The sequence below is a fragment of the Synechococcus sp. CBW1107 genome (assembly GCF_015841355.1).
Classification (GTDB): Bacteria; Cyanobacteriota; Cyanobacteriia; order PCC-6307; family Cyanobiaceae; genus Regnicoccus_A.
The window spans coordinates 55223-74568 of record NZ_CP064908.1; the positions used below are offsets into that span (position 1 = coordinate 55223).

The 19346-nt window shown below is 67.1% G+C and carries 27 protein-coding genes and 1 pseudogene; 13 read left to right on the forward strand and 15 right to left on the reverse strand.

Annotation, left to right across the window (positions count from 1 at the left end; genetic code table 11):
* Nucleotides 1-32: 32 nt before the first annotated feature.
* From I1E95_RS00280 to I1E95_RS00290, 3 genes are all read right to left on the reverse strand, one after another.
* On the reverse strand, nt 33-512 hold the full coding sequence (locus I1E95_RS00280; RefSeq protein WP_197164328.1) for a hypothetical protein: 480 nt from the start codon (nt 510-512) through the stop codon (nt 33-35).
* A 64-nt stretch (nt 513-576) separates the two neighbouring features.
* On the reverse strand, nt 577-2070 hold the full coding sequence (locus I1E95_RS00285) for an IS66 family transposase (protein ID WP_231594537.1): 1494 nt from the start codon (nt 2068-2070) through the stop codon (nt 577-579).
* An 80-nt stretch (nt 2071-2150) separates the two neighbouring features.
* Nucleotides 2151-2315, reverse strand: a complete 165-nt coding sequence (locus tag I1E95_RS00290; protein WP_231594738.1) for a hypothetical protein — start codon at nt 2313-2315, stop codon at nt 2151-2153.
* Between I1E95_RS00290 and I1E95_RS00295 the strand changes: the two genes are divergently transcribed.
* Entirely contained in the window at nt 2301-2471 is a 171-nt protein-coding gene (locus I1E95_RS00295) for a hypothetical protein (RefSeq protein WP_197164332.1), read from the forward strand. The two genes, I1E95_RS00290 and I1E95_RS00295, sit on opposite strands and share 15 nt — an antisense overlap.
* A 136-nt stretch (nt 2472-2607) precedes the next feature.
* On the opposite strand, the gene I1E95_RS00300 is transcribed toward I1E95_RS00295, so the two are convergent.
* Nucleotides 2608-3585 carry a multicopper oxidase domain-containing protein gene (locus I1E95_RS00300; protein WP_231594739.1) on the reverse strand — a complete coding sequence of 326 codons (978 nt, stop codon included), beginning with the start codon at nt 3583-3585 and terminating at the stop codon, nt 2608-2610.
* A gap of 74 nt (nt 3586-3659) precedes the next feature.
* Entirely contained in the window at nt 3660-4706 is a 1047-nt protein-coding gene (locus I1E95_RS00305; RefSeq protein ID WP_231595012.1) for a metal ABC transporter substrate-binding protein, read from the reverse strand.
* 130 nt (nt 4707-4836) lie between these two features.
* Here I1E95_RS00305 and I1E95_RS00310 point away from each other — a divergent pair, with 130 nt between their 5' ends.
* Both I1E95_RS00310 and I1E95_RS00315 read left to right on the forward strand, forming a co-directional pair.
* Nucleotides 4837-5532 (forward strand): metal ABC transporter ATP-binding protein, encoded by a 696-nt coding sequence (locus I1E95_RS00310; protein WP_197164346.1) that lies wholly within the window; start codon nt 4837-4839, stop codon nt 5530-5532.
* A gap of 336 nt (nt 5533-5868) precedes the next feature.
* The gene (locus I1E95_RS00315) at nt 5869-7095 is read left to right on the forward strand and encodes an IS256 family transposase (RefSeq protein ID WP_197161492.1); all 1227 of its coding nucleotides are present in this window, start codon (nt 5869-5871) and stop codon (nt 7093-7095) included.
* A 294-nt stretch (nt 7096-7389) separates the two neighbouring features.
* On the opposite strand, the pseudogene I1E95_RS00320 reads toward I1E95_RS00315, so the two are convergent.
* Nucleotides 7390-7641: pseudogene (locus tag I1E95_RS00320) on the reverse strand (transcriptional repressor); the annotation flags it as partial.
* 71 nt (nt 7642-7712) lie between these two features.
* Here I1E95_RS00320 and I1E95_RS00325 point away from each other — a divergent pair.
* Nucleotides 7713-8516, forward strand: coding sequence for a metal ABC transporter permease (locus tag I1E95_RS00325; RefSeq protein WP_197164348.1), 804 nt, complete (start codon nt 7713-7715; stop codon nt 8514-8516).
* Here the strand turns inward: I1E95_RS00325 and I1E95_RS00330 are convergent.
* The 4 genes from I1E95_RS00330 to I1E95_RS00345 are packed head-to-tail and all read right to left on the reverse strand — an operon-like array spanning nt 8505 to nt 11993.
* Nucleotides 8505-9887, reverse strand: a complete 1383-nt coding sequence (locus I1E95_RS00330) for a hypothetical protein (protein ID WP_197164349.1) — start codon at nt 9885-9887, stop codon at nt 8505-8507. The genes I1E95_RS00325 and I1E95_RS00330 overlap by 12 nt on opposite strands.
* Entirely contained in the window at nt 9884-10579 is a 696-nt protein-coding gene (locus tag I1E95_RS00335; RefSeq protein WP_197164351.1) for a TIGR03943 family protein, read from the reverse strand. Before I1E95_RS00335 ends, I1E95_RS00330 begins: the two co-directional genes overlap by 4 nt.
* Nucleotides 10555-11520, reverse strand: coding sequence for a permease (locus I1E95_RS00340; protein ID WP_197166878.1), 966 nt, complete (start codon nt 11518-11520; stop codon nt 10555-10557). Before I1E95_RS00340 ends, I1E95_RS00335 begins: the two co-directional genes overlap by 25 nt.
* A 5-nt stretch (nt 11521-11525) precedes the next feature.
* Entirely contained in the window at nt 11526-11993 is a 468-nt protein-coding gene (locus tag I1E95_RS00345; protein WP_197164353.1) for a 6-carboxytetrahydropterin synthase, read from the reverse strand.
* Between the two features lie 41 nt (nt 11994-12034).
* On the opposite strand from I1E95_RS00345, the gene hisIE reads away from it, so the two are divergent.
* Together hisIE and I1E95_RS00355 are read left to right on the forward strand one after the other, a co-directional pair.
* Nucleotides 12035-12733 (forward strand): bifunctional phosphoribosyl-AMP cyclohydrolase/phosphoribosyl-ATP diphosphatase HisIE, encoded by a 699-nt coding sequence (hisIE, locus tag I1E95_RS00350; protein WP_370594561.1) that lies wholly within the window; start codon nt 12035-12037, stop codon nt 12731-12733.
* Between the two features lie 37 nt (nt 12734-12770).
* The gene (locus I1E95_RS00355; RefSeq protein ID WP_370594562.1) at nt 12771-13127 is read left to right on the forward strand and encodes a hypothetical protein; all 357 of its coding nucleotides are present in this window, start codon (nt 12771-12773) and stop codon (nt 13125-13127) included.
* On the opposite strand, the gene I1E95_RS00360 is transcribed toward I1E95_RS00355, so the two are convergent.
* Both I1E95_RS00360 and I1E95_RS00365 read right to left on the reverse strand, forming a co-directional pair.
* A complete protein-coding gene (locus tag I1E95_RS00360) occupies nt 13124-13873 on the reverse strand; it encodes a matrixin family metalloprotease (RefSeq protein ID WP_231594740.1) in 750 nt (249 codons plus the stop codon). The genes I1E95_RS00355 and I1E95_RS00360 overlap by 4 nt on opposite strands.
* A gap of 9 nt (nt 13874-13882) precedes the next feature.
* Entirely contained in the window at nt 13883-14389 is a 507-nt protein-coding gene (locus tag I1E95_RS00365) for a DUF2214 family protein (protein WP_197164355.1), read from the reverse strand.
* Between the two features lie 212 nt (nt 14390-14601).
* Here I1E95_RS00365 and I1E95_RS00370 point away from each other — a divergent pair, with 212 nt between their 5' ends.
* From I1E95_RS00370 to I1E95_RS00390, 5 genes are all read left to right on the forward strand, one after another.
* Entirely contained in the window at nt 14602-15525 is a 924-nt protein-coding gene (locus tag I1E95_RS00370; protein WP_197164357.1) for a sigma-70 family RNA polymerase sigma factor, read from the forward strand.
* Nucleotides 15526-15620: 95 nt separating this feature from the next.
* Nucleotides 15621-16043 carry a YkvA family protein gene (locus I1E95_RS00375; RefSeq protein ID WP_231594741.1) on the forward strand — a complete coding sequence of 141 codons (423 nt, stop codon included), beginning with the start codon at nt 15621-15623 and terminating at the stop codon, nt 16041-16043.
* Nucleotides 16043-16405, forward strand: coding sequence for a hypothetical protein (locus tag I1E95_RS00380; RefSeq protein ID WP_197164359.1), 363 nt, complete (start codon nt 16043-16045; stop codon nt 16403-16405). The genes I1E95_RS00375 and I1E95_RS00380 overlap by 1 nt, the downstream gene beginning before the upstream one ends.
* A gap of 108 nt (nt 16406-16513) precedes the next feature.
* Nucleotides 16514-16735 (forward strand): hypothetical protein, encoded by a 222-nt coding sequence (locus I1E95_RS00385; protein ID WP_197164361.1) that lies wholly within the window; start codon nt 16514-16516, stop codon nt 16733-16735.
* Nucleotides 16735-17226 (forward strand): phosphate-starvation-inducible PsiE family protein, encoded by a 492-nt coding sequence (locus tag I1E95_RS00390; protein ID WP_197164363.1) that lies wholly within the window; start codon nt 16735-16737, stop codon nt 17224-17226. Before I1E95_RS00385 ends, I1E95_RS00390 begins: the two co-directional genes overlap by 1 nt.
* On the opposite strand, the gene I1E95_RS00395 is transcribed toward I1E95_RS00390, so the two are convergent.
* Both I1E95_RS00395 and I1E95_RS00400 read right to left on the reverse strand, forming a co-directional pair.
* Complete coding sequence (locus I1E95_RS00395) at nt 17117-17701, reverse strand: Nif11 domain/cupin domain-containing protein (RefSeq protein WP_197164365.1); 585 nt, start codon at nt 17699-17701, stop codon at nt 17117-17119. The two genes, I1E95_RS00390 and I1E95_RS00395, sit on opposite strands and share 110 nt — an antisense overlap.
* Nucleotides 17702-17711: 10 nt before the next feature.
* Complete coding sequence (locus tag I1E95_RS00400) at nt 17712-18191, reverse strand: GNAT family N-acetyltransferase (RefSeq protein WP_197164367.1); 480 nt, start codon at nt 18189-18191, stop codon at nt 17712-17714.
* A gap of 167 nt (nt 18192-18358) precedes the next feature.
* Between I1E95_RS00400 and I1E95_RS00405 the strand changes: the two genes are divergently transcribed.
* Both I1E95_RS00405 and I1E95_RS00410 read left to right on the forward strand, forming a co-directional pair.
* The gene (locus I1E95_RS00405) at nt 18359-18592 is read left to right on the forward strand and encodes a DUF3136 domain-containing protein (protein ID WP_197164369.1); all 234 of its coding nucleotides are present in this window, start codon (nt 18359-18361) and stop codon (nt 18590-18592) included.
* A 25-nt stretch (nt 18593-18617) separates the two neighbouring features.
* Nucleotides 18618-19028: a c-type cytochrome gene (locus I1E95_RS00410; protein WP_197164371.1), complete on the forward strand. Its 411-nt coding sequence runs from the start codon at nt 18618-18620 to the stop codon at nt 19026-19028.
* Nucleotides 19029-19052: 24 nt separating this feature from the next.
* Here I1E95_RS00410 and I1E95_RS00415 read toward each other — a convergent pair whose 3' ends face one another.
* Entirely contained in the window at nt 19053-19322 is a 270-nt protein-coding gene (locus tag I1E95_RS00415) for a YciI family protein (RefSeq protein WP_197164373.1), read from the reverse strand.
* Nucleotides 19323-19346: the final 24 nt, after the last annotated feature.

A 19346-nucleotide genomic window follows, 5' to 3' on the forward strand; every position in this document is an offset into this window, starting at 1 on the left:
ATGATAACCATTGTCAGTTGTGGGGTTGACCCTCAGAGCGCCTGGATCAAGGCCTGCACCTGATCGGGTGCCTTGATCGGCCGGCCAGGGGGCATCGGCGAGGGCCACACCGGCAGCAACGCGTCCAGGGTGGTCCTCACCTTGGCGTTCAGCTCTGGATCCCTGGCCTGCAGGGTCGTCGCCATCTCCTGGTGGAGCTGATCGGCATAACGAACGAACCCGCGGGAATCCTGGTACTCCACGGTTTCGGCAAAGCGGCCATCGGTGATCGCCGCCGCATATTCACTGCCAGCGGCCTCGAGCAACTGCCGGATCACGGCCACAACGAAGCTGGAATCCAGGCGCTCCTGCTCAGGAATGGCCTGCAGGGCCCTATCGATCTGCTGTTGTGCGTTCTTGAAAGCGGCGTCGGTCTGGGGTGAGGTCGGAGCCGACTGAACCAGGTCCAGAAGTGTGGTGAGCTGCTGTTTGAACGGAGGTATGCGTTCAGGGGTCGGGACGCCCCACCGCACGAATGCAAGCCTGATCGCTCACCGCTGAGCGATCAGAGACTCTTCCTTGTCCTTTCTTCTGCCTTCAGGGATCGCTCAGCAGTGACGGCATCACCCCATCGCGGTGATGGGCGATCCAGGCCTGCTCCAGGAACTCCCAGACATCCCGCCCCTGTTGCCTGAGGGTAGTGGTGACCGTGAGCAGGCGGCTCCGGCAGATCGCACCTTGGCGGGATTGGACTCCTTGACTGATCTTGCGCTGAATCACCGATTGGCGCAGGGCACGTTCTGCGGCGTTGTTGGTGGGCTCTATTCCCTCGTTCTCCAGGAAGGTCCACAACCCACCTGTCACCTTCTGGAGCTGCTGGCACGTGCGCACTGTGCTGGCCCAAGGCGTTCGCTCGCCGCGCTGGTAGCCGAGCTCTACTACCCGCTGCAGCGTGGTCTCAAAGGTCTGGCGGATCGGCCGGCAGCTTTGCTGCAAGGCGGGCCAGTCAATCTTTCCCTCCTTGTAGCGGTGCCAGTGGCCAAACAGCTGCTGCTGCAGGCCCAGCAGCTGGGCTCCGAATTCAGCGCTGGCGCCCGGGCGTTCGGCGATGGCCGTCAGGTCGCGGATCAGGTGCGCCCAGCACAGCTGGCGCTGCTTGGTGGGCAGGTGGTTGTAGGCCGAGAAGCGATCGCTCACCACAATCCCGCCAAAGGCGTTCCCCAGCAGCTCGATGGCAGCGGTCGTCGATCGACTCAGCCCTTGCACAAATACCGTCACCACGGCGGTGACCATGACCCACTGCCAGCCCCGCTTTCCAGTGGGATTGTTGCCGTCGGCATTGCCGGTGGGGGCGCCAGTTTCATCTACGTAGGCCACCGGCTGCACGCGGGCAAAAGCAAGGGCCTCCTGCATGGGCTGCTCCAGTGCTGCACTCAAGCGCTGGCGGACCCGTCCAATCGCGCCGCGGCTCATCTCCACTCCTACCAGCTGCTGGAGCAGGGCCTGGGTCTTGCTGAAACTCAACGGAAAGGCACTGCCCAGCAGGCCCACCAGTGCACTGAGCCTTGGGCCGTAGTGACTGGCCTCCACATCCGCCGGCAACGAGGCGCAGGTGCTGGTGGAACAGCAGGGGCAGACCAGGCGATGCAGCCGGTGCTCGATCACCAGCGGGGTAATCGGCGGGATCTCGATCACCTGATGGCGCAGGGGATCGAGATCCTCTCCCTGGAGCAAGGTGCCACAGCGGCGGCAGGCATCAGGGTGGTGATCCACCACCTGATCCACCCGCTCGATCGACAGCAGCTCTGGTCCGGATCCGGGATGGCCCTGCTGGCCGCCCCGCTTGCGGCCACTGCCCTTGCGCCGTTCTGGCGGCTTAAAACCCAGACCATCACTGGAGGGAGGTTTGGATGAGTTGCGAGAGCTGCGTCCGATCCGCTCACGCAGGTTTGCCAACTCGGTGGCCAAGGAGGTGAGTTGGCCGCGCAACAGCTCGATCTCCTGCTGCTGGGCGTTGATCAGCGCTCTGACGCTGGCGGGAGTTTCCAGCCAGTCGGCTTCTGGAATTCCAGCCGGATGTGCGGTCATCATAGGCGGGTCTCTACCTGAGATGCAACCGGAAATCAAGCTGTCGTCAAGGGTTCAGCAGGGCCGATGTTCGCCGCGAGCTGTCACGCCCCCTGAACGGATACGAACGGAGGAACCCCCCTCGCCATCAAGGCCGGCTCGAGATCTCCATAGAGCTCGTCGACAGGATGGCCGATGTGCTGCTCAGCCGCCTTGTAATCCTTGAGCTGCATCAGTTCACTGGCGGCCAGGAGATGCCCCTTCATCATGCCGAGCACGGCGGCGTAGCTGATGGGATCCTCGATCCCCTGACCACCTTCCCCGCCCTCACCTCCTTCCCCGGCCTGATGGTGTGGGGCGTGGGCTCCTCCTCCACGGTCACTGCCCGACGTGAGGAGAGGACCCCCGCAGGCCACGGACAGTGAGGCGGTTGTGGCGACAGAAAGAAAGAGAGAAAGGGTGCGGCGCCTGTCAATCACGAGGGTCTCGGCTTGCTCGCCCCATCGTGATGGTGAGCCGGTGGTCCAACCGATCAGATGAGACGGGCCCCAGTGACCAAAGTCACAGGCCGCCGGGCACAACGCGGAAGTGACCCATGCAGCCACGCTCGGCGATCTGATCCTGATGGGGATGAAACATGTAGAGGCCTGGATCGCGGTAGGTGAACTCCAGGATATGGCGCTCGGCCATTCCCATCGTGATCACGTCGGTGATGTCATCGCGACTGGTGGAGAAGCCACCTCTGAACACGTCGAAGAGGTTGGCATGCAGATGAAAGGTCAACGGACCATCCCACTCCACCATGTTCAGGAGATAGAGGCGAACCCGTTGTCCCTGGACGATGGTGATGGGTTGATCGCGATACAGATTGGGACGGCCATTGAAGGCATAGAGATCGTTGCGGCCCCGGCCCTTGAGGTCATAACCACCCATCACCAGCACCATCTCGTCAGCCGCTGGACGGGGGGACGGGGGATCCACAATCAGCAGCCCGTAGAGACCCTTGCTCACATGGCGCGTCACCGGCGCCACATGACAGTGGTAGGGGTACAGGCCGAAGGATTCCGCGTCGAATTCGTAGACCGTGCTGCCACCGCGGCGCACCGGGCGGATGCCATCCATATCCGCCGGGTGGACACCGTGGAAGTGAAGGCTGTGGGAGGTGCTGTCCTCGTTGCGGAAGCGGATGCGCAATCGGTCACCGGCCCGGGCGCGCAGGGTGGGCCCCGGCACCCGACCGTTCACGGCCCAGGCCTTGAAGGTCACCGCCGGGTTGAGCTGCAGCAGGGTGGTGCTGGCCGTGAGATCGAACTCACGCACCCGGCGGCCGTTCTCCCAGAGAACACGGCCTGCCTCGAACTCCCGCAATCCGCCCGGCGCCGGCGGCTGCGGCGTGGCTGCGTTCTCCGTCCAGCCGGGGGAGCCACCTCGTCGCAGCAGCAGTCCCCCCAGCCCAACACCCAGGGCGGCGGCGCCGAGCGGCAGCAGCTCACGCCGCCTCCAAAGGCGCTGGGGTCCTGAATCCGGTGGGGAGGCCATGGCGAGGAACGGCCCACTCATCCTCGGCCCACCACAGACTCCAGGTGGTGTGACCAATGGCACCCGGGCGGGTCTCAACTGATCCGCGCCCAGGCCTGAATCAGGGACTCGCCGCCCTTGCGGTCGCAGCGGCCACCCCAGCCCTCGACGATTGTGCAGGTGTTGCGCACAAGGGTGGCCATCAGGCTGAGCGGACCATCGGGGCCCATCGCCAGACCATCGGCGGCCAGGGGCACCGGGGCGATCGGCACGCCGCTGAGTTCACTGATGCGCTGGAGGGCCCTGGCCGGAGGGGTCTGCTCGGCGAACAGCCGAGGCGTGGAGCCGGCCTTGAGAGCCTCGATCACCTGGCGGAATCCTTCCGGCCGCAGTGCATCGCTGCTGCTGGTGGCATCCACCAGAGGCATCTCCTCGAGGCCGTAGGTCCGGGCCAGGCTGGCAAAGGCGCGGTGGCTGCTGGCCAGAGGAGGCCAGGGCCTGGGAAGGGTGCTGAACTGGATCCGGTTCCAGCCATCGAGGCGGCCGAGCTGCTCGGCCATCGCCCGGGAACGCCGCTGGATGGCCTCGGCTGCGGGGGGATCGAGGCGGCTGAGCTGGCTCGCGATCACCACCGCCATGGCTGCAGCCTGACGCGGGTCGTGCCACACATGGGGGTCGAAGTCACCGTGGTCATGTCCAGCCCCGTGGTCGTGGTCGCCGGCGGGATGGCCGTCGGCCGGCGTGAGCCTGAGGGGCTGGGGCACGGCTTGCTCGGACACGGCCACCGCTCCAGGCAGGGGCTCCAGGGCAGGGGTGAGGCCGAAGCCACTGATCAGCAGCAGGCTGGCGCCGGTGATCTGGGCCTTCTGGTCAGGTCTGATCCGAAAGTCGTGGGGATCATCGGCGGGTTGCAGCAGGCAGCTCACGGCCAGCTTGCCGGCGGCCAGCCTCTGGGTGAGATCGCAGAGCACACCATCGGCGGCCACCACCTGAGGCTGGCCGGGGGGCTGGCCCGCGGGGGCTGAGCCGCCCGGTCCCTGGCCGCAGGCCTGCAGTGAGAGCCAGAGTCCGCCGCAGACCAGGAGCAGAGCCGGGATGTTCGGGTTGCGAGGGCGGTCAAACCGGAATCCGGAGAGCTGCACCAAGGGCCACAGGCAGAGACCGGAAACGATAACAGTTCTCATTTCTGCCGCTGCCTTCCGCGGGCCCGACAGCTGGATCACCTCTCGCTTCTCGGTAGGTTGCCTCTACGTTCTGCCGCTGCCGGCGCCGATGGCCCTCGAGGCTCGTCATCTCAGCGTGCGCCGTGGAGAGGGGCTGGCCCTGGAGGACATCAGCTTTCGGCTCGAGCCCGGCACGCTCACCGCCCTGGTGGGGCCCAATGGCGCCGGCAAGAGCACCCTGCTCCAGGCGATCGAAGGCCAGATCCCCCTGGTCTCCGGTGAACTTCTGCTCGATGGTGAGCCGCTCACCCCCCGTCTGGCCCGGCGCCAGCTGGCCTTGATGCCCCAGCGGGGTGAGATTGCCTGGCAGTTCCCGATCAGCGTGCGTGAGCTGGTGGGCCTCGGCCGGCTGATGTCGGCCCGGCCCGGCTGCTGCGCCGTGGAGGCGGCCCTGCAGCGGGTTGGGATCGATGGCCTGGCCTCACGCCGCCTCGATCAGCTTTCCGGCGGCCAGCAGCAACGGGCCCTGCTGGCCCGCCTGCTGGTGCAGCCCGCCTCGGTGCTGCTGCTGGACGAACCCTGCGCGGCAATCGATCCTCCCTCCCGTACCCAGCTGCTGCAGGTGATGGGCCAGTTAAGAGATGCCGGCTTCACCCTGCTGGTGAGCAGCCACGACTGGGGCCATGATCTCGACGCGTATGACCGCGTGCTGGTCATCGACCGCCGGCTCCTGGCCGATGGCCCCCCGGCTTCGGTGCGTCACTCGCTGGGGGACCTGCGACTGGGGAACCATTGCTGCGGCTGATGCGTGAGTCCTCAGGGGTCCGCCGTGGCGGATTGGCGGCAGCTGGAGCAGCGGCCGAAGTATTCCAGGGTGTGAAAGAGCAGCTCGAAGCCATGGGCCGCCTCGGGTTGGGGCTGGATGCCATGCATCGGACAGTGATCCAGAGGCAGCGTCAGGCCGCAGGACACGCAGGTGAGGTGGGCTGGCGTCCCCGGCAGTGGTGTAAATCCCCAGGGCCTCAGCCCGGCGTAGCCGGGCTGAGCGTCCGCACCTCAGGCGATCGGCTCCACGGCTGACGTTGCAAGGGGTGGGCAGGCCCGTTTCCCTGGTTTGAGAACCACCTCAACCAGACAGACCATGCCCAAGACCCATGCTGCCGTACCTGAGCTGGCCTCGCTACTCGATGGCAGCAGTGCCGGGGAGCTGATCCCTGAACTGGCACGCCACGGCCTGCAGCAGCTGATCGAGCTGGAGCTCGCTGCCTTCCTCGGTGCGGACTGGCACGAGCGCACCGAGGAGCGGCTCGGCCACCGCAACGGCTACCGGCCTCGCACCCTGACCACCCAGGTGGGGGATCTGGCACTGCAGATCCCGAAACTGCGCGCGGGCAGCTTCCTCCCCTCGATCCTCGAACCCCGCCGCCGGGTTGATCAGGCCCTGTACGCGGTGATCATGGAGGCTTACATCGGTGGGGTCTCGACCCGCAAGGTCGATGCCCTGGTGGCGGCGCTCGGCTCCCAGAGCGGCATCTCCAAGTCGCAGGTGAGTCGCATCTGTCAGGAGATCGACCAGCAGGTGCAGGCGTTCCTGGGCCGGCCGCTGGAGAGCAGCGGCTACGCCTACGTCTACCTCGATGCCACCTACCTCAAGGGGCGGCTGGGCAAGGCTCAGCAGGTCTGCTCCCGCGCCGTCGTCGTCGCCATGGGGGTGAACGAGGACGGGCGCCGGGAGTTGCTGGGCCTCAAGGTGGGCGACAGCGAGAGCGAGCCCTTCTGGGCGGAGTTCATCGCCCACCTCAAGGAGCGAGGCCTCGCTGGCGTCAAGCTGGTGATCTCTGACGCCCACAGCGGACTCACCAAGGCCATCCGACGGCAGCTGCAGGGCAGCGTCTGGCAGCGCTGCCGGGTCCACTTTGCCCGCAACCTGCTGCAGTGCGTTCCCAAGGCTCACCAGGGCATGGTCACCGCCGCCCTGCGCAGCGTGTTCGCTCAGGAGAGCGCGGAAGAGATCGAGTCCCGCTGGGATGATCTGGCGGCCTCGCTGGCGGAGCGCTTCCCCAAGGCCGCTGCGCTGATGCATGAGGCCAAGGAGGACGTGCTGGCGTTCCGCCACTTCCCCAAGGACCACTGGCGCAAGATCTGGAGCACCAACCTGCTCGAGCGGGTCAACGAGGAAATCAAACGCCGCACCAGGGTCGTCGGCATCTTCCCCAACGACGCGTCGATCACCCGCCTGGTGGGCGCGGTACTGCTGGAGCAGCACGAGCACTGGCAGCTGGAGGGCCGGCGCATGTTCTCAGCCGAGAGCATGGCGACCATCCCGGAGCTGGATGCCATCCCTGCTCTCCAGGCCCTCAGCACCTGAGAGAGGCAGGACGCAGGCCCCAGGTGATCGAGGCTGCAGCGCCCCCAGAGGGCGCAGCGGCCTTGATCGCAGCCCGGGGGCCGGCCGCTGCCACCTCCAGGCCGCAGAAGTCACTCCAACTCACAACACATCCGCAAGCTGACGAAAGACTTGACAAGTCATTCGTCCTGATTCATCGTGATTGAACGAGGCGCATCTGCACCTCCGGAATGACAGCCCGTCATTCCACCCTGTTCACCCTCTGACTAGGGCATTCGGGCCTCGGGTTTTACACCACGCAAAGGGACGCGGCCTGAGGTGGTGGGTGTCCCGCTCCCGGGGGGCATAGAGGGCCTCGCCGCTGGGGAGGTGGCGGCAGCGGGCCAGTCCCAGGCGCTGGAGCTGGCGCAGGTGCCGGTAGACCGTGGCCAGCCCGATCGGCTGGCCGTTGAGACGCAGGCGCTGATGCAGGTCCTGCCCGGAGAGCTCCTCGGGGCTCTCGCGCAACATCGCCAGGACGCTCACCTGTTTGGCGTTGAGTTGCTGGGTGGCCGCCTCGGAATCCATCGGTGTCTGTTCGGGCCCCTGGCCGGGATCTTATGCAGACCGGCCCCGTTCTTTCGCCCAGTGGCAGCCCGATGAGCGCGAGCTGGTGGATACTGCCACTGGCCCTGGCCTTGCTCAGCGGCCTGCTCTGCCCCCTGGCGGGCACCCTTCTGCTGGTGCAGGGGCGACTGTTCCAGGCCAACCTCATCTCCCATGCGGTGCTGCCCGGTCTGGCGGTGGCGCTGGCGCTGGGCCTCGATCCAGGTCTGGGTGGTGTGGTGAGCGGGGTGGCTGGCGCCCTGCTGGCGGAGCGGTTCAGCCGGCCCGCCAGCTCCGGCGGCCGTGGCGATGAGGCGGTGCTGAACACGGTGCTGGCCGGATTTCTGGGTCTTGGGGTGCTGCTGATTCCGCTGCTGCGCATCCGGGTGAACCTCGAAGCCGTGCTCTTCGGTGATCTGCTCGCGGCTGGACTACCGGATCTGCTGCGCACCGGCCTGTCGCTGTTGGCGGTGCTGGTGCTGCTGGCGTTCCGCTACCGCCAGCTGGTGTTTCTCGGTGTGGACCCTCTGGGGGCAGCCAGCTCCGGGCTGGCGGTGGGACGCCTGCGCCTGCTGCTCACCCTTGTGACCGCCCTGACGGTGGTGAGCGCGATGACAGCCGTGGGGGTGGTTCTGGTGATTGCTTTGATGGGGGCGCCGGCTCTGCTGGCCCTGGAGGGGGCGATCAGCCTGCGCCAGGCTCTGCTGCGGGGGGCGCTGATCGGTTCCTTGCTGGCCGGCAGTGGCTTTCTGCTGGCGATCCAGCCAGCCATCAACCTGCCTCCCGGGCCCCTGATCGGCGTGCTGAGCCTGCTGCTGCTGCCCCTGGTGCTGCACCGCCGAGGGTCAGCCCGGTGAGAGCCAGCTCACCTGTCGCACCGGACCCTTGAGAAGGGTCAGCTCCAGGCTGGTGGCATCGATCAGGGCAGCCTGGGGTTCCGCTCGGGAGGTGCCCGGCGCCGGTTTTGAGCTTTGCAGGGGTCGCAGGGCCAGCAGCAAGCGGTCGGTGGTGGGGTCGTAGCTCAGGCCGGTGCCCGGCTCCAGTTCCCAGCCCTCCAGGCGTTGCCGCCGTTCGCCGCCCCCGCGGCGGAGGGCGAGGATGGTTAGCTCGGGCCGCTCGATTCCATCGAGCAGCAGGGCCCAGACCCGCTCGCCTCCCCTGGAGCAGGCACTGGCCAGCAGAGCCTCCGGCCCCAGCCAGAGGGTTCTGGGCGCCTGGGCCGGCTCCACCAGCTCCAGGGAGCGGCGGAAGTCGGGCCAGTGGCGGCTGAGCAGGGCCCGGCCCGCGACGGGGCAGAAACTGCTGAGATCGCGGCTGCCCGGCAGCAGTTGGCGGCGCTCCGGACGTGGGGGAAGGGTCCTCAGCGCCAGGCCATCGGCCTCGGGCACCACCAGCGCTCCCCCCTGGGGCACCAGGGCAATCGGCCCGCGGGGGTCCAGCTCCAGACGGCGACGGCTGCCGTTGCGCTCCCACAGCACCACCTCCTCCTGCGGGGGCTCAGGCCCCTGGGCCTGGGCGGCCGCCTGCACCAGCAGATCGCCGCTGGCGTTGCTGCTCAAATTGGCGAACACAAAGCTCTCGGAACTGAAGGCTTCCAGGGCCCCAACCTGGGCTGGAGCCAGTTCGCTGGAGCGTGGGGCCAGGTGCCGGCGCTTCAGTTCGAGCTTCCAGACCCGATGGCCCCCCTGCAGGTCGCGGCTGACGACTCCAAGACCCGAGCCATCGCCGAGGGCCACGGTCTGGGGGATGGAGGGCCATACGGGAGTCAGGGGCCTCCAGGCCCCCCCGGCTGTGCGAAGTCGCACCTGCTCGCCTCCGGGCACGGGCACCACGGCCAGCAGATCGGGGCGGGGATCCCAGAACCAGCGCTGGGGGGGAAGGGACAGCCCCCGCTGGTCGCGCCCCTCCAGCCGCAACTGCAGGGGTTCTTCAATGCGGGTCCCGACGGCGGGCAGCAGCAGCAGCGGATTGCCCTCCCCCTGGATGCTGAAGGGCAGGGGCGGTTGCAGCTGGCTGCTCGTGGCCACGCTGGGAGCCCGCATCGGCCGACTGAAGCGCAAGCTCAGAGCCGCCGGTCCGGAGCTGGCGCTGGCCTGGCGCAGCTCCAGCAGGCGTGGGGGCCGGTGCCAGAGCAGTTGCTGCTGCAGCAGAGCCACGGCCACAGCGACGATCAGCATCACTCTCAGGCGCTTCTGCCGGCGCCACCAGTGCAGTGGAGACACCCTCATGGCTCCAGCGGTTGGCGGGGCCTGGGGATCGGCTCCACCCGCCGGGCTTCCACCACGCTGCGTTGGCGGCCTCCCACCGATTCGCTCACCATCACCCCCTCCAGGCGCAGCCACTGGTCAGCCCGGGGGCTGGGCTGACCGGCGGGCCAGCGCACCGGCAGCCCCACCGGCACGGCATCCACCAGGCAACAGCGCACCAGCAGACGGGCGAGGTGAGGGTCCTCACCGGGCACCGGCAGCACAAAGCCGCTGATCCGCACCGCATCTCCGGCGTAGAGATCCGGATCCGGATCGCTGCGCAGCAGGCGCACCCAGTCGGTGAGGCTGCGCTGGGCGGGGGGGAGCACGAAGCTCAGGCCGGGCTCCTCCAGCAGGTTGGCCTGGCGGTTGGCGGCCAGACCGGAGAAGGAGGGGCGGGGGGGCAGGACCATCACCGCCAGTGCCGCACCGATGCTCAGCAGAGAAGTCATGCGCCCGCTCCTGCGGCTGTCGTTCCGCCAGCGGCCGCTCATCTCCACCGCGGCCAGCAGCAGCAGCAGGATCCCGCTGCCCCAGACGAGTGGATGAAAGACCGACCTCAGGAGCAGATCGAGGCGTCCGCTCAGGGCGCTCTGCAGCAGCGCGAGGCCCCAAAGGCCCAGAGCCAGGGCCTTGAGCCGTTGATGGCTCAGAGCAGGACCAGATTGACCCATTGACCGATCAGCAAGACCACCAGGGACGCCGCCCCGGCCGTGAGCAGGATGGCGCGCGGCCGCAGCAGGATGCCGAACAGACCCACCAGCTTGAGGTCCATCACCGGCCCCAGCAGCAGGAAGGCCAGCACCGCCCCGGGGGTGACCTGAGCCGCAAATCCCAGGGCCAGAAAGGCATCCACGCTGGAGCACACGGACACCACCAGGCTGAGCAGCATCAGGCTCAGGATCGAGAGGGTGGGGGCGCCCCCCACCGCGATCAGCCACTGGCGGGGCACGAGGGTCTGAACCAGGGCGGCGATGGCACAACCCATCACCAACAGCAGGGCCAGCTCCAGAAACTCGCTGCCGCCGTGGGAGAGCACCTGGCCGAGGGGGGGGCGGCGGCTCGATCCCAGCACGGCTGGTGTGGAGCCGCTGGCCGGAGCACCGATCAGGCCACTGCGCCGCTCCAGCAGGGTCACCTCCCCGAGGGGCTGACTCAGACGCCGCTCCTCCAGCAGGGCTGGCTGCAACAGCTGACTTTCAGGCAGGAACCGCAGCAGCGTGGCCAGAGTCACGGCGATCAGCACGGCCCCCAGGGGCCGTGCTGCCAGGAGCCAGGGCTGATCAGGAAAGGCGGCCCAGGTGCTGGCCAGCACGATCGGATTGAGCACCGGAGCCGCGAACAGAAACCCCAGGGCGGTGGCGATCGGTGCCCCTTTCACCAGGAGATGCCGCGCCATGGGCACGTTGCCGCATTCGCAGGCGGGCAGGGCAAAGCCCAGGGCCGCGCCGCTCAGGGGGCCCAGCAGCGGGTGGGCTGGCAGGGCCCGCACCCACTGCCCTCCGGGGCTGATCCAGCGGGCCAGACTGGAGAGAGCCACCCCGATCAGCAGAAAGGGCATCGCCTCCACCAGCAAGGCCTGGAACAGCGCCCAGGTGGTGGCCAGCCGCTCCACACCCGTCACGGCCTCTCCAGGTCGAACCACGCAGGGGATGCCTCATAGCAGGCGGCGTTGCGTTCGTTCTCGCGCGCCTCCACCTTCCAGCAGCAGCTGCGGCCGTCGTCGCGGGCCTGCAGGAGCTCGTTGGCCCAGCACCAGACCAGCTCGGCGCTGCTCTCCATCCCGACGTTGGCCATCACGCGCAGGTCGAGGGCCCCCAGATCGTGCAGCGAGCGCCAGTGCTCCAGCAACGGGTCATCGGCATTCACCAGAAAGGTGTGGTCGAACTGCCCTGCCAGCCGGACCTCCAGCTCCTTGAGGCCCGAGAAATCCACCACGAAGCCGTTGGCATCGAGCTGACGGGCGCGGAACCAGCAGGTGAAGCTGCGGCTGTAGCCATGCACGTAGCGGCAGTGTCCCGGGTGCCTCCACTGGCGGTGGCAGCAGGGATACCCGCTGAACTGTTTCGAGCAGGTGAACAGGGCCATCGCCGGGATGGGAGAGGATCTCAGCAGCCGGACTCCCCTCCTTGGAGGCATCATTTCAGCCCCGCAGCCCGATCGGGGCCGATCCAGTCCCCTGGTTGGATCAGCTGCGCTTCGATGCGGCCGGCCTGATCCCCGCCATCGCCCAGGACTGGCTCGATGGGGCGGTGCTCATGCTGGCCTGGATGAACCTGGAGTCGATCCAGCGGACCCTGGCCACGGGCGAGGTTCACTACTGGAGCCGTTCCAGGTCCGAGCTGTGGCACAAGGGAGCCACCAGTGGTCATCTGCAGCGGCTGAAGGGCCTCCGCTACGACTGCGACAGCGACGTGCTGCTGCTGACGGTGGAGCAGGTGGGCGATGTGGCCTGCCACACGGGCACGCGCAGTTGCTTCTTCACGGCTGTTCCGCCTCAGGCGGTCGGCACGCCGGAGTCGGCCGACCCTCCGGCGGATGCCTGCACCGAGCTCGCCAGGCAGATCAGGGATCGCCGGGATCACCCCGTCGATGGGAGCTACACCAACCGTCTGCTGGAGGGGGGGGACAACCGCATCCTCAAGAAGATCGGTGAGGAGAGTGCCGAGTTCGTGATGGCCTGCAAGGACGACGAGGCCGATGGCATCGCCGGTGAAGCGGCCGATCTGATTTTTCACATCCAGGTGGCCCTGGCCCGGCACGGGGTCGAGTGGCGGCGGGTGCTGGAGGTGCTCGCCGCCCGCCGTGGCGCTCCGCGCCGGAGTTGAAGCCGCGAATAGGGTCGGAGCACTTGCGCCCAGCCCCTTGGTTCCCACGCCCCAGGACCCCTCCGCCAACTGCGGAGGCCGACCGCCGCTCGTGGCCACTGGCGTCGCCCCCCTGGGGATCATCTCGATCGGGATCGTTCCCATGGGGGTGGTGGCCATCGGCGTGGTGCCGATGGGGGTGATCAGCCTCGGGGCTGTCTCGATGGGACTGGTGTCGGCGGCGGTGGTGAACATGGGGGTGCTCACCGCTGGGGTCACCACCATGGGTGTGTGGTGGGCCGGACTCGAAGGTCATGGACTGGTGCGGCTGAACGCACCGGCGACCCCGCCTGTGGCCCTGCCGGTGGATCCGGCCAGGGATCCCGGTCATCAACACCATCAGCACACGCCCTAGGGCGGCAGTCCGAAACGGCTTGGTTGTCGGTACAGCCAGCGCACGGTGGCCCGATCGCGAGCGCTGAGGCTGAGTACCGGCTTGGCGCCGGGTACGGCCGCCATCGCATCGGTGGGCTCATCGCTGTGGCCCCAGAGCCCGATGGCGTGGCCCAGCTCATGCAGCGCGGTGGCCTGAAGGGCGTCCAGTCGCTGATCGGGGCTGAGCAGCACCTCCACACGGGGTTCCAGGCGCCAGGTCCCCTGGCGCTGCACCTCCAGCAGCTCCAGCAGGGCCCGGCCATGGCTGGCCCGACGTCGGCCCTGGGCGTCCAGGAGCGGCGGCCGCCGCCGCTGGATCAGGATCTGGGCCCTGGAGGGATCACTGACCCTCACCAGGGTGAGTTCCGAGGCCCAGCTGGTCAGAGCAGCGTTGACGCCCTGCTGCCAGCGCTGCTCGAATCGGGAGCCGGGCCCCTCTTCCCCGAGGGGCTGCACCCAGACACACCAGCGATCGAGCCGTGGCCAGCCCAGCGGTGTGGCCTCCAGGACGTGCCGGTAGTCGTGGGCTCCGGGCTCCCCGGCTGCTGCTGGGCTCGGGGTGGAAGCCTCGACCTCTGCCGTAGGGGGAGCGGGTCGGGCAGGACGGCTGGCGTCGGCAACGGGGCAGCTCTCCTCTCCTGCTGCAACCGGTGCGACCAGAATCAGGACGCTCAGGACAAGGGTGGCCCGACCTCGACCATGCCGTGACAGAAGGAAGCGGGGCACTGAGCGCCCTCAGCCCGGCAGACCCACACCGCGGGCCATCAGGGTGGCCAGCAGGGGGATGGTGGCGAAACCCACCAGCTCGATGTTGAGAATCCATGCCAGCCGGGTGGCCAGCCCCTGGCTCACCTTGGGCAGCTCGCCCTTGCGCAGGGGCAGGGCCCAGAGGATGTAGGTGACTGTGGGGTAGAGCGAGAGGGCTCCCACACTGAGATACATCCCCACCTTCCACCAGAACAGTGGATTCTCGGTGTAGAAGCTGCTGCCCTGGCCGTAGTGCAGCACCCGCAGGATCCCGCTGAGGAGCACCAGCAGGGCGGCGATCCCGTAGACGATGTCAGTGATCACCATGGTGATGGCCACCGAGCGATCGGGATCCGGCCGGATCAGACGGCGTTCCAGCACCAGGGCTCCGAAGCAGACCATGAAGCTGAGGTAGTGGACATAGGCCACGGCCGCACTGGGCAGCACGCCGGTGGGCAGCACCAGGGCGGCGGGCAGATGAACCAGGGCAGTCATGGCCAGGGCCGTGATCGATCGGGGCCATGACGGTAGCGACCCGGGGGCGGCACTGAGACGCCAGTGCAGACGATCGTCCCGGAGCTCTGTCCTGCAAACCACATTCGAAATTAATTCCGAATACCGAAGCAAGTTGGAAGTTGGAAGCCTTTCAGGTGATTTTGGTTCAATTGAATTTCCGCTCTAGATTCAACAAAGCTTCGAGGTGAGTCATGGCCAGTTCGTTGAGTGCCTTTCTCGGAGAGATCGGACGACATCAACTGCTCACCCCATCCCAGGAGCTCACTCTCGGGCGCAAGGTGCAGGCGATGATCGCGCTCAATGAGCGTTGTGCCCAGGCCGGTGGCTACGGCGAAGCCTGTGAGTACAGCGATGTGGAGCGCCGCACCATCCGCACGGGCGAGCGGGCCAAGGATCAGATGATCACGGCCAATCTGCGCCTGGTGGTGAATCTGGCCAAGCGTTATCAGGGCAAGGGTCTGGATCTTCTCGATCTGATCCAGGAAGGGACCCTGGGGCTGGTGCGGGCCGTCGAGAAGTACGACCCCACTCGCGGTCACCGATTCAGCACTTATGCCTACTGGTGGATTCGTCAGGGACTGAACCGTGCCCTCTCCACCCAGAGCCGCACGATCCGTATCCCGGTGAATGTGAATGAAAAACTCACCAGATTGCGTGCCGCCAAGGCACGCCTTCTGCAGGCCAACGGACTGACCGCCTCACCGAAGGAACTGGCCGCCAGCCTGGATCTTCCCCTCACGGAAGTGGAGGACCTGCTGTCCTGTGAACTGCGCAGTGTCACGGTCAGCCTGCAGGGAGTGGTCAAATCCAAGTCGGATCCCACCGAGCTGGTGGATGTGCTGGCGAGTGATGAAATGCCCCCCATGGAGCGGGCCGAGCTGGCCGAGCGCAGCGCATCGGTGTGGAGATTGCTGGACGTCTCGAACCTCACCCCCCGGGAGCGCACGGTGGTGATGCTGCGTTTCGGGCTTGATGGCGGCCACGAATGGCGCACCCTCGCCGAAGTGGCGCGTCAGCTGGGCTGCAGCCGTGAGTATTGCCGTCAGGTGGTGCAGCGGGCCCTGCGCAAGCTGCGCAAGGCCGGAGTCCAGAGTGGCCTCGTGGAAGCGGGCTAGGGCCGGATCACCGTCCCAAACAGGACTGAAACCGTCCTTGTCCGCTCAGGCTCAGCTGACGATGATGGGGGTGTCCAATGCTCCCAGAGCGAGCTATGGCTCCATCCGACGCCGGCCTTTCCGATTTCTCCGACGGGTCCTCCTCCACAGGAGACTCAGGTTCGGGAGATCAGACCACCGTGGAAGCGGAAGTGCTGGAGAGCACAGTCGTCGATGAAGGAGTGCTGCGACGCCTGTTGCGCCGAGCCGGCAGGGCGATCGCCCTGCCGGCCCTGGAGTGTCTGGAACTGCTGCTGGATGGCAACACCCCGAGCCAGGTTCGGTTGACGATGCTGGCAGCCCTCACCTACCTGCTGCTGCCCTTCGATCTCATCCCCGATTTCATCCCCGCAGCCGGCTTCAGCGATGATCTGGTCGCGCTCACGGCATTGCTTGGCCTGACAGGGCGCCACCTGACCCCCGACATCCGCTCCAGGGCCCGGCGCAAGCTGGATCGCTGGTTTCCTCCCGGTCGTTGATGCCAGACCACAGCACCCCACCCGTCAGCACGGCACCCGTCGCTCCTGGATCCTTCAGCAGCGAAGAGCTGGAGGATCTCCAGACCTTCCTCAAGGACTGGCTGCGCCACCAGGGACGCACTCAGGCCGATCTGCGTCGGGCCCTGAGGGCTGAGTCGATCCGGATGCCGGTGCTGCTCGATCATCTCCTTCAGCTTCACGCCCAGGGGGGACTGAGCGCTCTGGCCGCCCGCCTCTGTGGCATCGAGGAGCTCTGGCAACGCAGTGAGGTGGACGAAGGCCCTTCGAGTGAGGCTGGAGAGATTTCCCCAAGTCAGCTGGATCTCCTGCTTGAGGAGATCCGGCAGGACCGTCGGATCTAGCCTCCGGAAGGCAGAGTGGCATCAGCCACGATGCTTCCCATGGCACCCACGTCCCCACCAACCCTGACGAGCCCAGGTCTGATTCCAGAGTCAGCCGCGCCACTGTGGATGGCGGTCGTCGCCCTGCTCCTCCTGGCCCCTTCAGCCCTGCAGGCCCAGAGCCTGCGTTACCAGCTCGGCCCTGGCAGCAACGTGGGTGAACCCACACAGGTGGAGCCCACCGACTGCGTCACTGATCCCAAGGATGGGTCGGTCACCTGCGGCACCAGGCTCAAGAACCCTCCAGGGGACACCCCTGCTCGACCCCAGTTCGAGCCCTTCAACAACTGATGGCCAGATTCTCCCGTCTCTTCGACGACGGCTCGTTTCTGGCGATTGTCGATCGATTCGAGCGCCAACTGGCCAAGGTGCTCTCGATCCTGCTCTGCGTGGTGCTCATCGCTGCCACCTCACAGCTGATTTATCGGGTGTTTCAGGAGTTCTTCAATCCAGGCACCGGCTGGTTGGGGAATGATCTGATCAAGATCCTCGGTGATGTCCTCACCGTGCTGATCGCCCTGGAGGTGCTTCAGAACGTCACCGCCTACCTGCGCCACCATGTGGTTCAGATCGAGCTGGTGCTGCTCACCGCCCTGACGGCCGTGGCGCGAAAAGTGATCGTGCTTCAGCCCGGTGCCGAAGACAAGCCACTGCTGCTGGTCGGCCTGGGGATCACGGTGGTGAGCCTGTCGGCAGGCTACTGGCTGGTGCGCTCCTCCACCCTGATGGAGAAGACGTCCAGAAGAGGGCGAGCCAAAGTGTTCCGGGATCCGGATCAGTAGCCACCACCCGGTGGCGGCGACGGGGCGTGATCAGGAGGCTGTCGCCTATGGCCAGATCACGCGCTTCGGCCTCATCCTCGAAGCGCAACCTGGCACTGCCGCGAAGCAGCAGCACCCACTCGGTCTCCGGCTGGTCGTACCACCGGCCCAAGGCGGTGCTGTGGGCACAGGAGTGAATCCGCTCCAGCCGCAGGCCCGGGCCCTCCAGCAGGACATCCATCCGTTCCTCTCCCGCTGGAGGACAGGGGCTGTCCAGCAGATTGTCCTGTCCTGCAGTCGCCCCTGGCCCGGGGACCGGTTCTCCCCAGCGCCTGCCGATCTCATAGCCCTGGGCCCGCGCCAGGGCCACCACCTCGTGGTGGCTGGAGCAGGCTGCGAGGGCCGCGCGCAGGTCGGGCCGTGCTTCGCTCTGGGCCACGAAGGCGTTGAGCTGGCGCACTTTCTCGAGAAAGGCCTGCAGCTGCTCCTCGGCCATGGCAGGGCGCTCAGTCGTGCGGCAGATCCTTGACCATACGGAAGCGGCGAAAGGGTACCGAGGCGATCGTGAGCTCCTCGATCCAGTCCACGCACCAGCCCTGCCGCTCGAACAAGGGGCGCGAGAGGAAGCTGGCCTCGGTGCGCAGCCGCCTGCTGCCGTAGCCCCTGGCGAGGGCTTCGAGGGCCTGCAGCAGGGCTGTGGCCCGTCCCTGGCGGCTGGCCCGTCCCCGGCAGTAGAGCAGTGAGATCCGATCGGCTGGCTCCAGCACCGCAAAGGCCTCGATCACCGAGCCGGCGCCGGAGCAGCTGGCCAGTCCCACACCCTGCTCCAGGATGGTGGCCAGGCTGGAGTTCTCGAGCACCACATCCGCCCAGGCCTTCACCTGTTCAGGGGTGTAGAGAAGCGGGGCCTGGCTGAGCACCGCGTCGCGGTACACCTCGCGGACCGCTTCGAGATCGTGGGGGGTGAGCGGTCGCAGGCTAGGCATGGGGAGACCCCTGGCTGGCTGTTCGGAAGGTATCGGGGCCGCCCAACAATTTGAGACAACTTTGCCGGTGGAGGCTGGTATTCGCCCGGTGTCGCGCGGCCTGCTACATAGCGTGGATTCAGGTTCAGCGTTCGCCCGTGCCCACACGGTGAGCGCCAGGGATCGCCATGGCCGACTCACGACCGCTCAGCATCGGTGAACTGGAAGCGGGCTTTTCGGCCTATTGCCAGGCCCTCAGGCGGCTGGTGGCCGACGGACGCAGCCTCGAGCGCATCGAGCGCACGCTCTGCTGGCACAACCTCAGCGCCCTGCACGGCTCGCTGCCCCACCGGTACCGCTCCCCGGAGGATCTGTACCGCCGCTATCTGCGGGCCCTGTCGTCTGAACAGCGGTCAGACTGAACGTCCTGGCACGACGCGAGCCCGGATGTCCTCGATCCATTCACCCACCTCAGGACCACCGGCCTGGCGCCGCTGGCTTGGGTTCCTGGCGTTGCTTGGCCTGCTGCTGCTGCTCTGGTGGCCCCGGCCGGTGTGGGGTGACACGGCGGCGGTTTCCGGCGAGAGCCTGTTCGCGAACCACTGCGCCGGTTGCCACATCAACGGCGGTAACATCCTGCGCCGCGGCAAGACCCTCAAGCTCAAGGTTCTGGAGCGCAACGGCATCACAGGGCCAGAGGCCATCGCCTCTATCGCCTCCACTGGTCTGGGCCAGATGTCGGGCTATGGAGAGGTGCTTGGACCAGGGGGAGCTGAGGCGGTGGCTGCCTGGGTGTGGCAGCAGGCGCTGCAGAACTGGGCGTCACCGACACCGCCCAGCGCAGGTCCAACAGCGTGATGAACCGAAGGTTGCTGCGGGAGTTCAGAAGGCCTGAATCCAGGGATACACCTCGACGCTGGTCCAGATCCCCTGCTTCCAGTAGATATCCCCTTTCACCAGGGCCTCCACCTGCTCCTGGTTCTCGGCTTCATAGAGACCGAACACCCGGGTGGTGCAGGCGGTGGGCCCGAGGGTGAGCAGCACCCCCTCCTCCTTCTGCAGCTGAAGCCCCGCCAGATGCTCGTCCCGGAAGGGCCCGCGCCGCTCGAGAGCATCGGAGCTGTAGGTGCCCCAGAGGACGAATTTGGCCATCGATTGCCCCTGTGGGACTGCTTC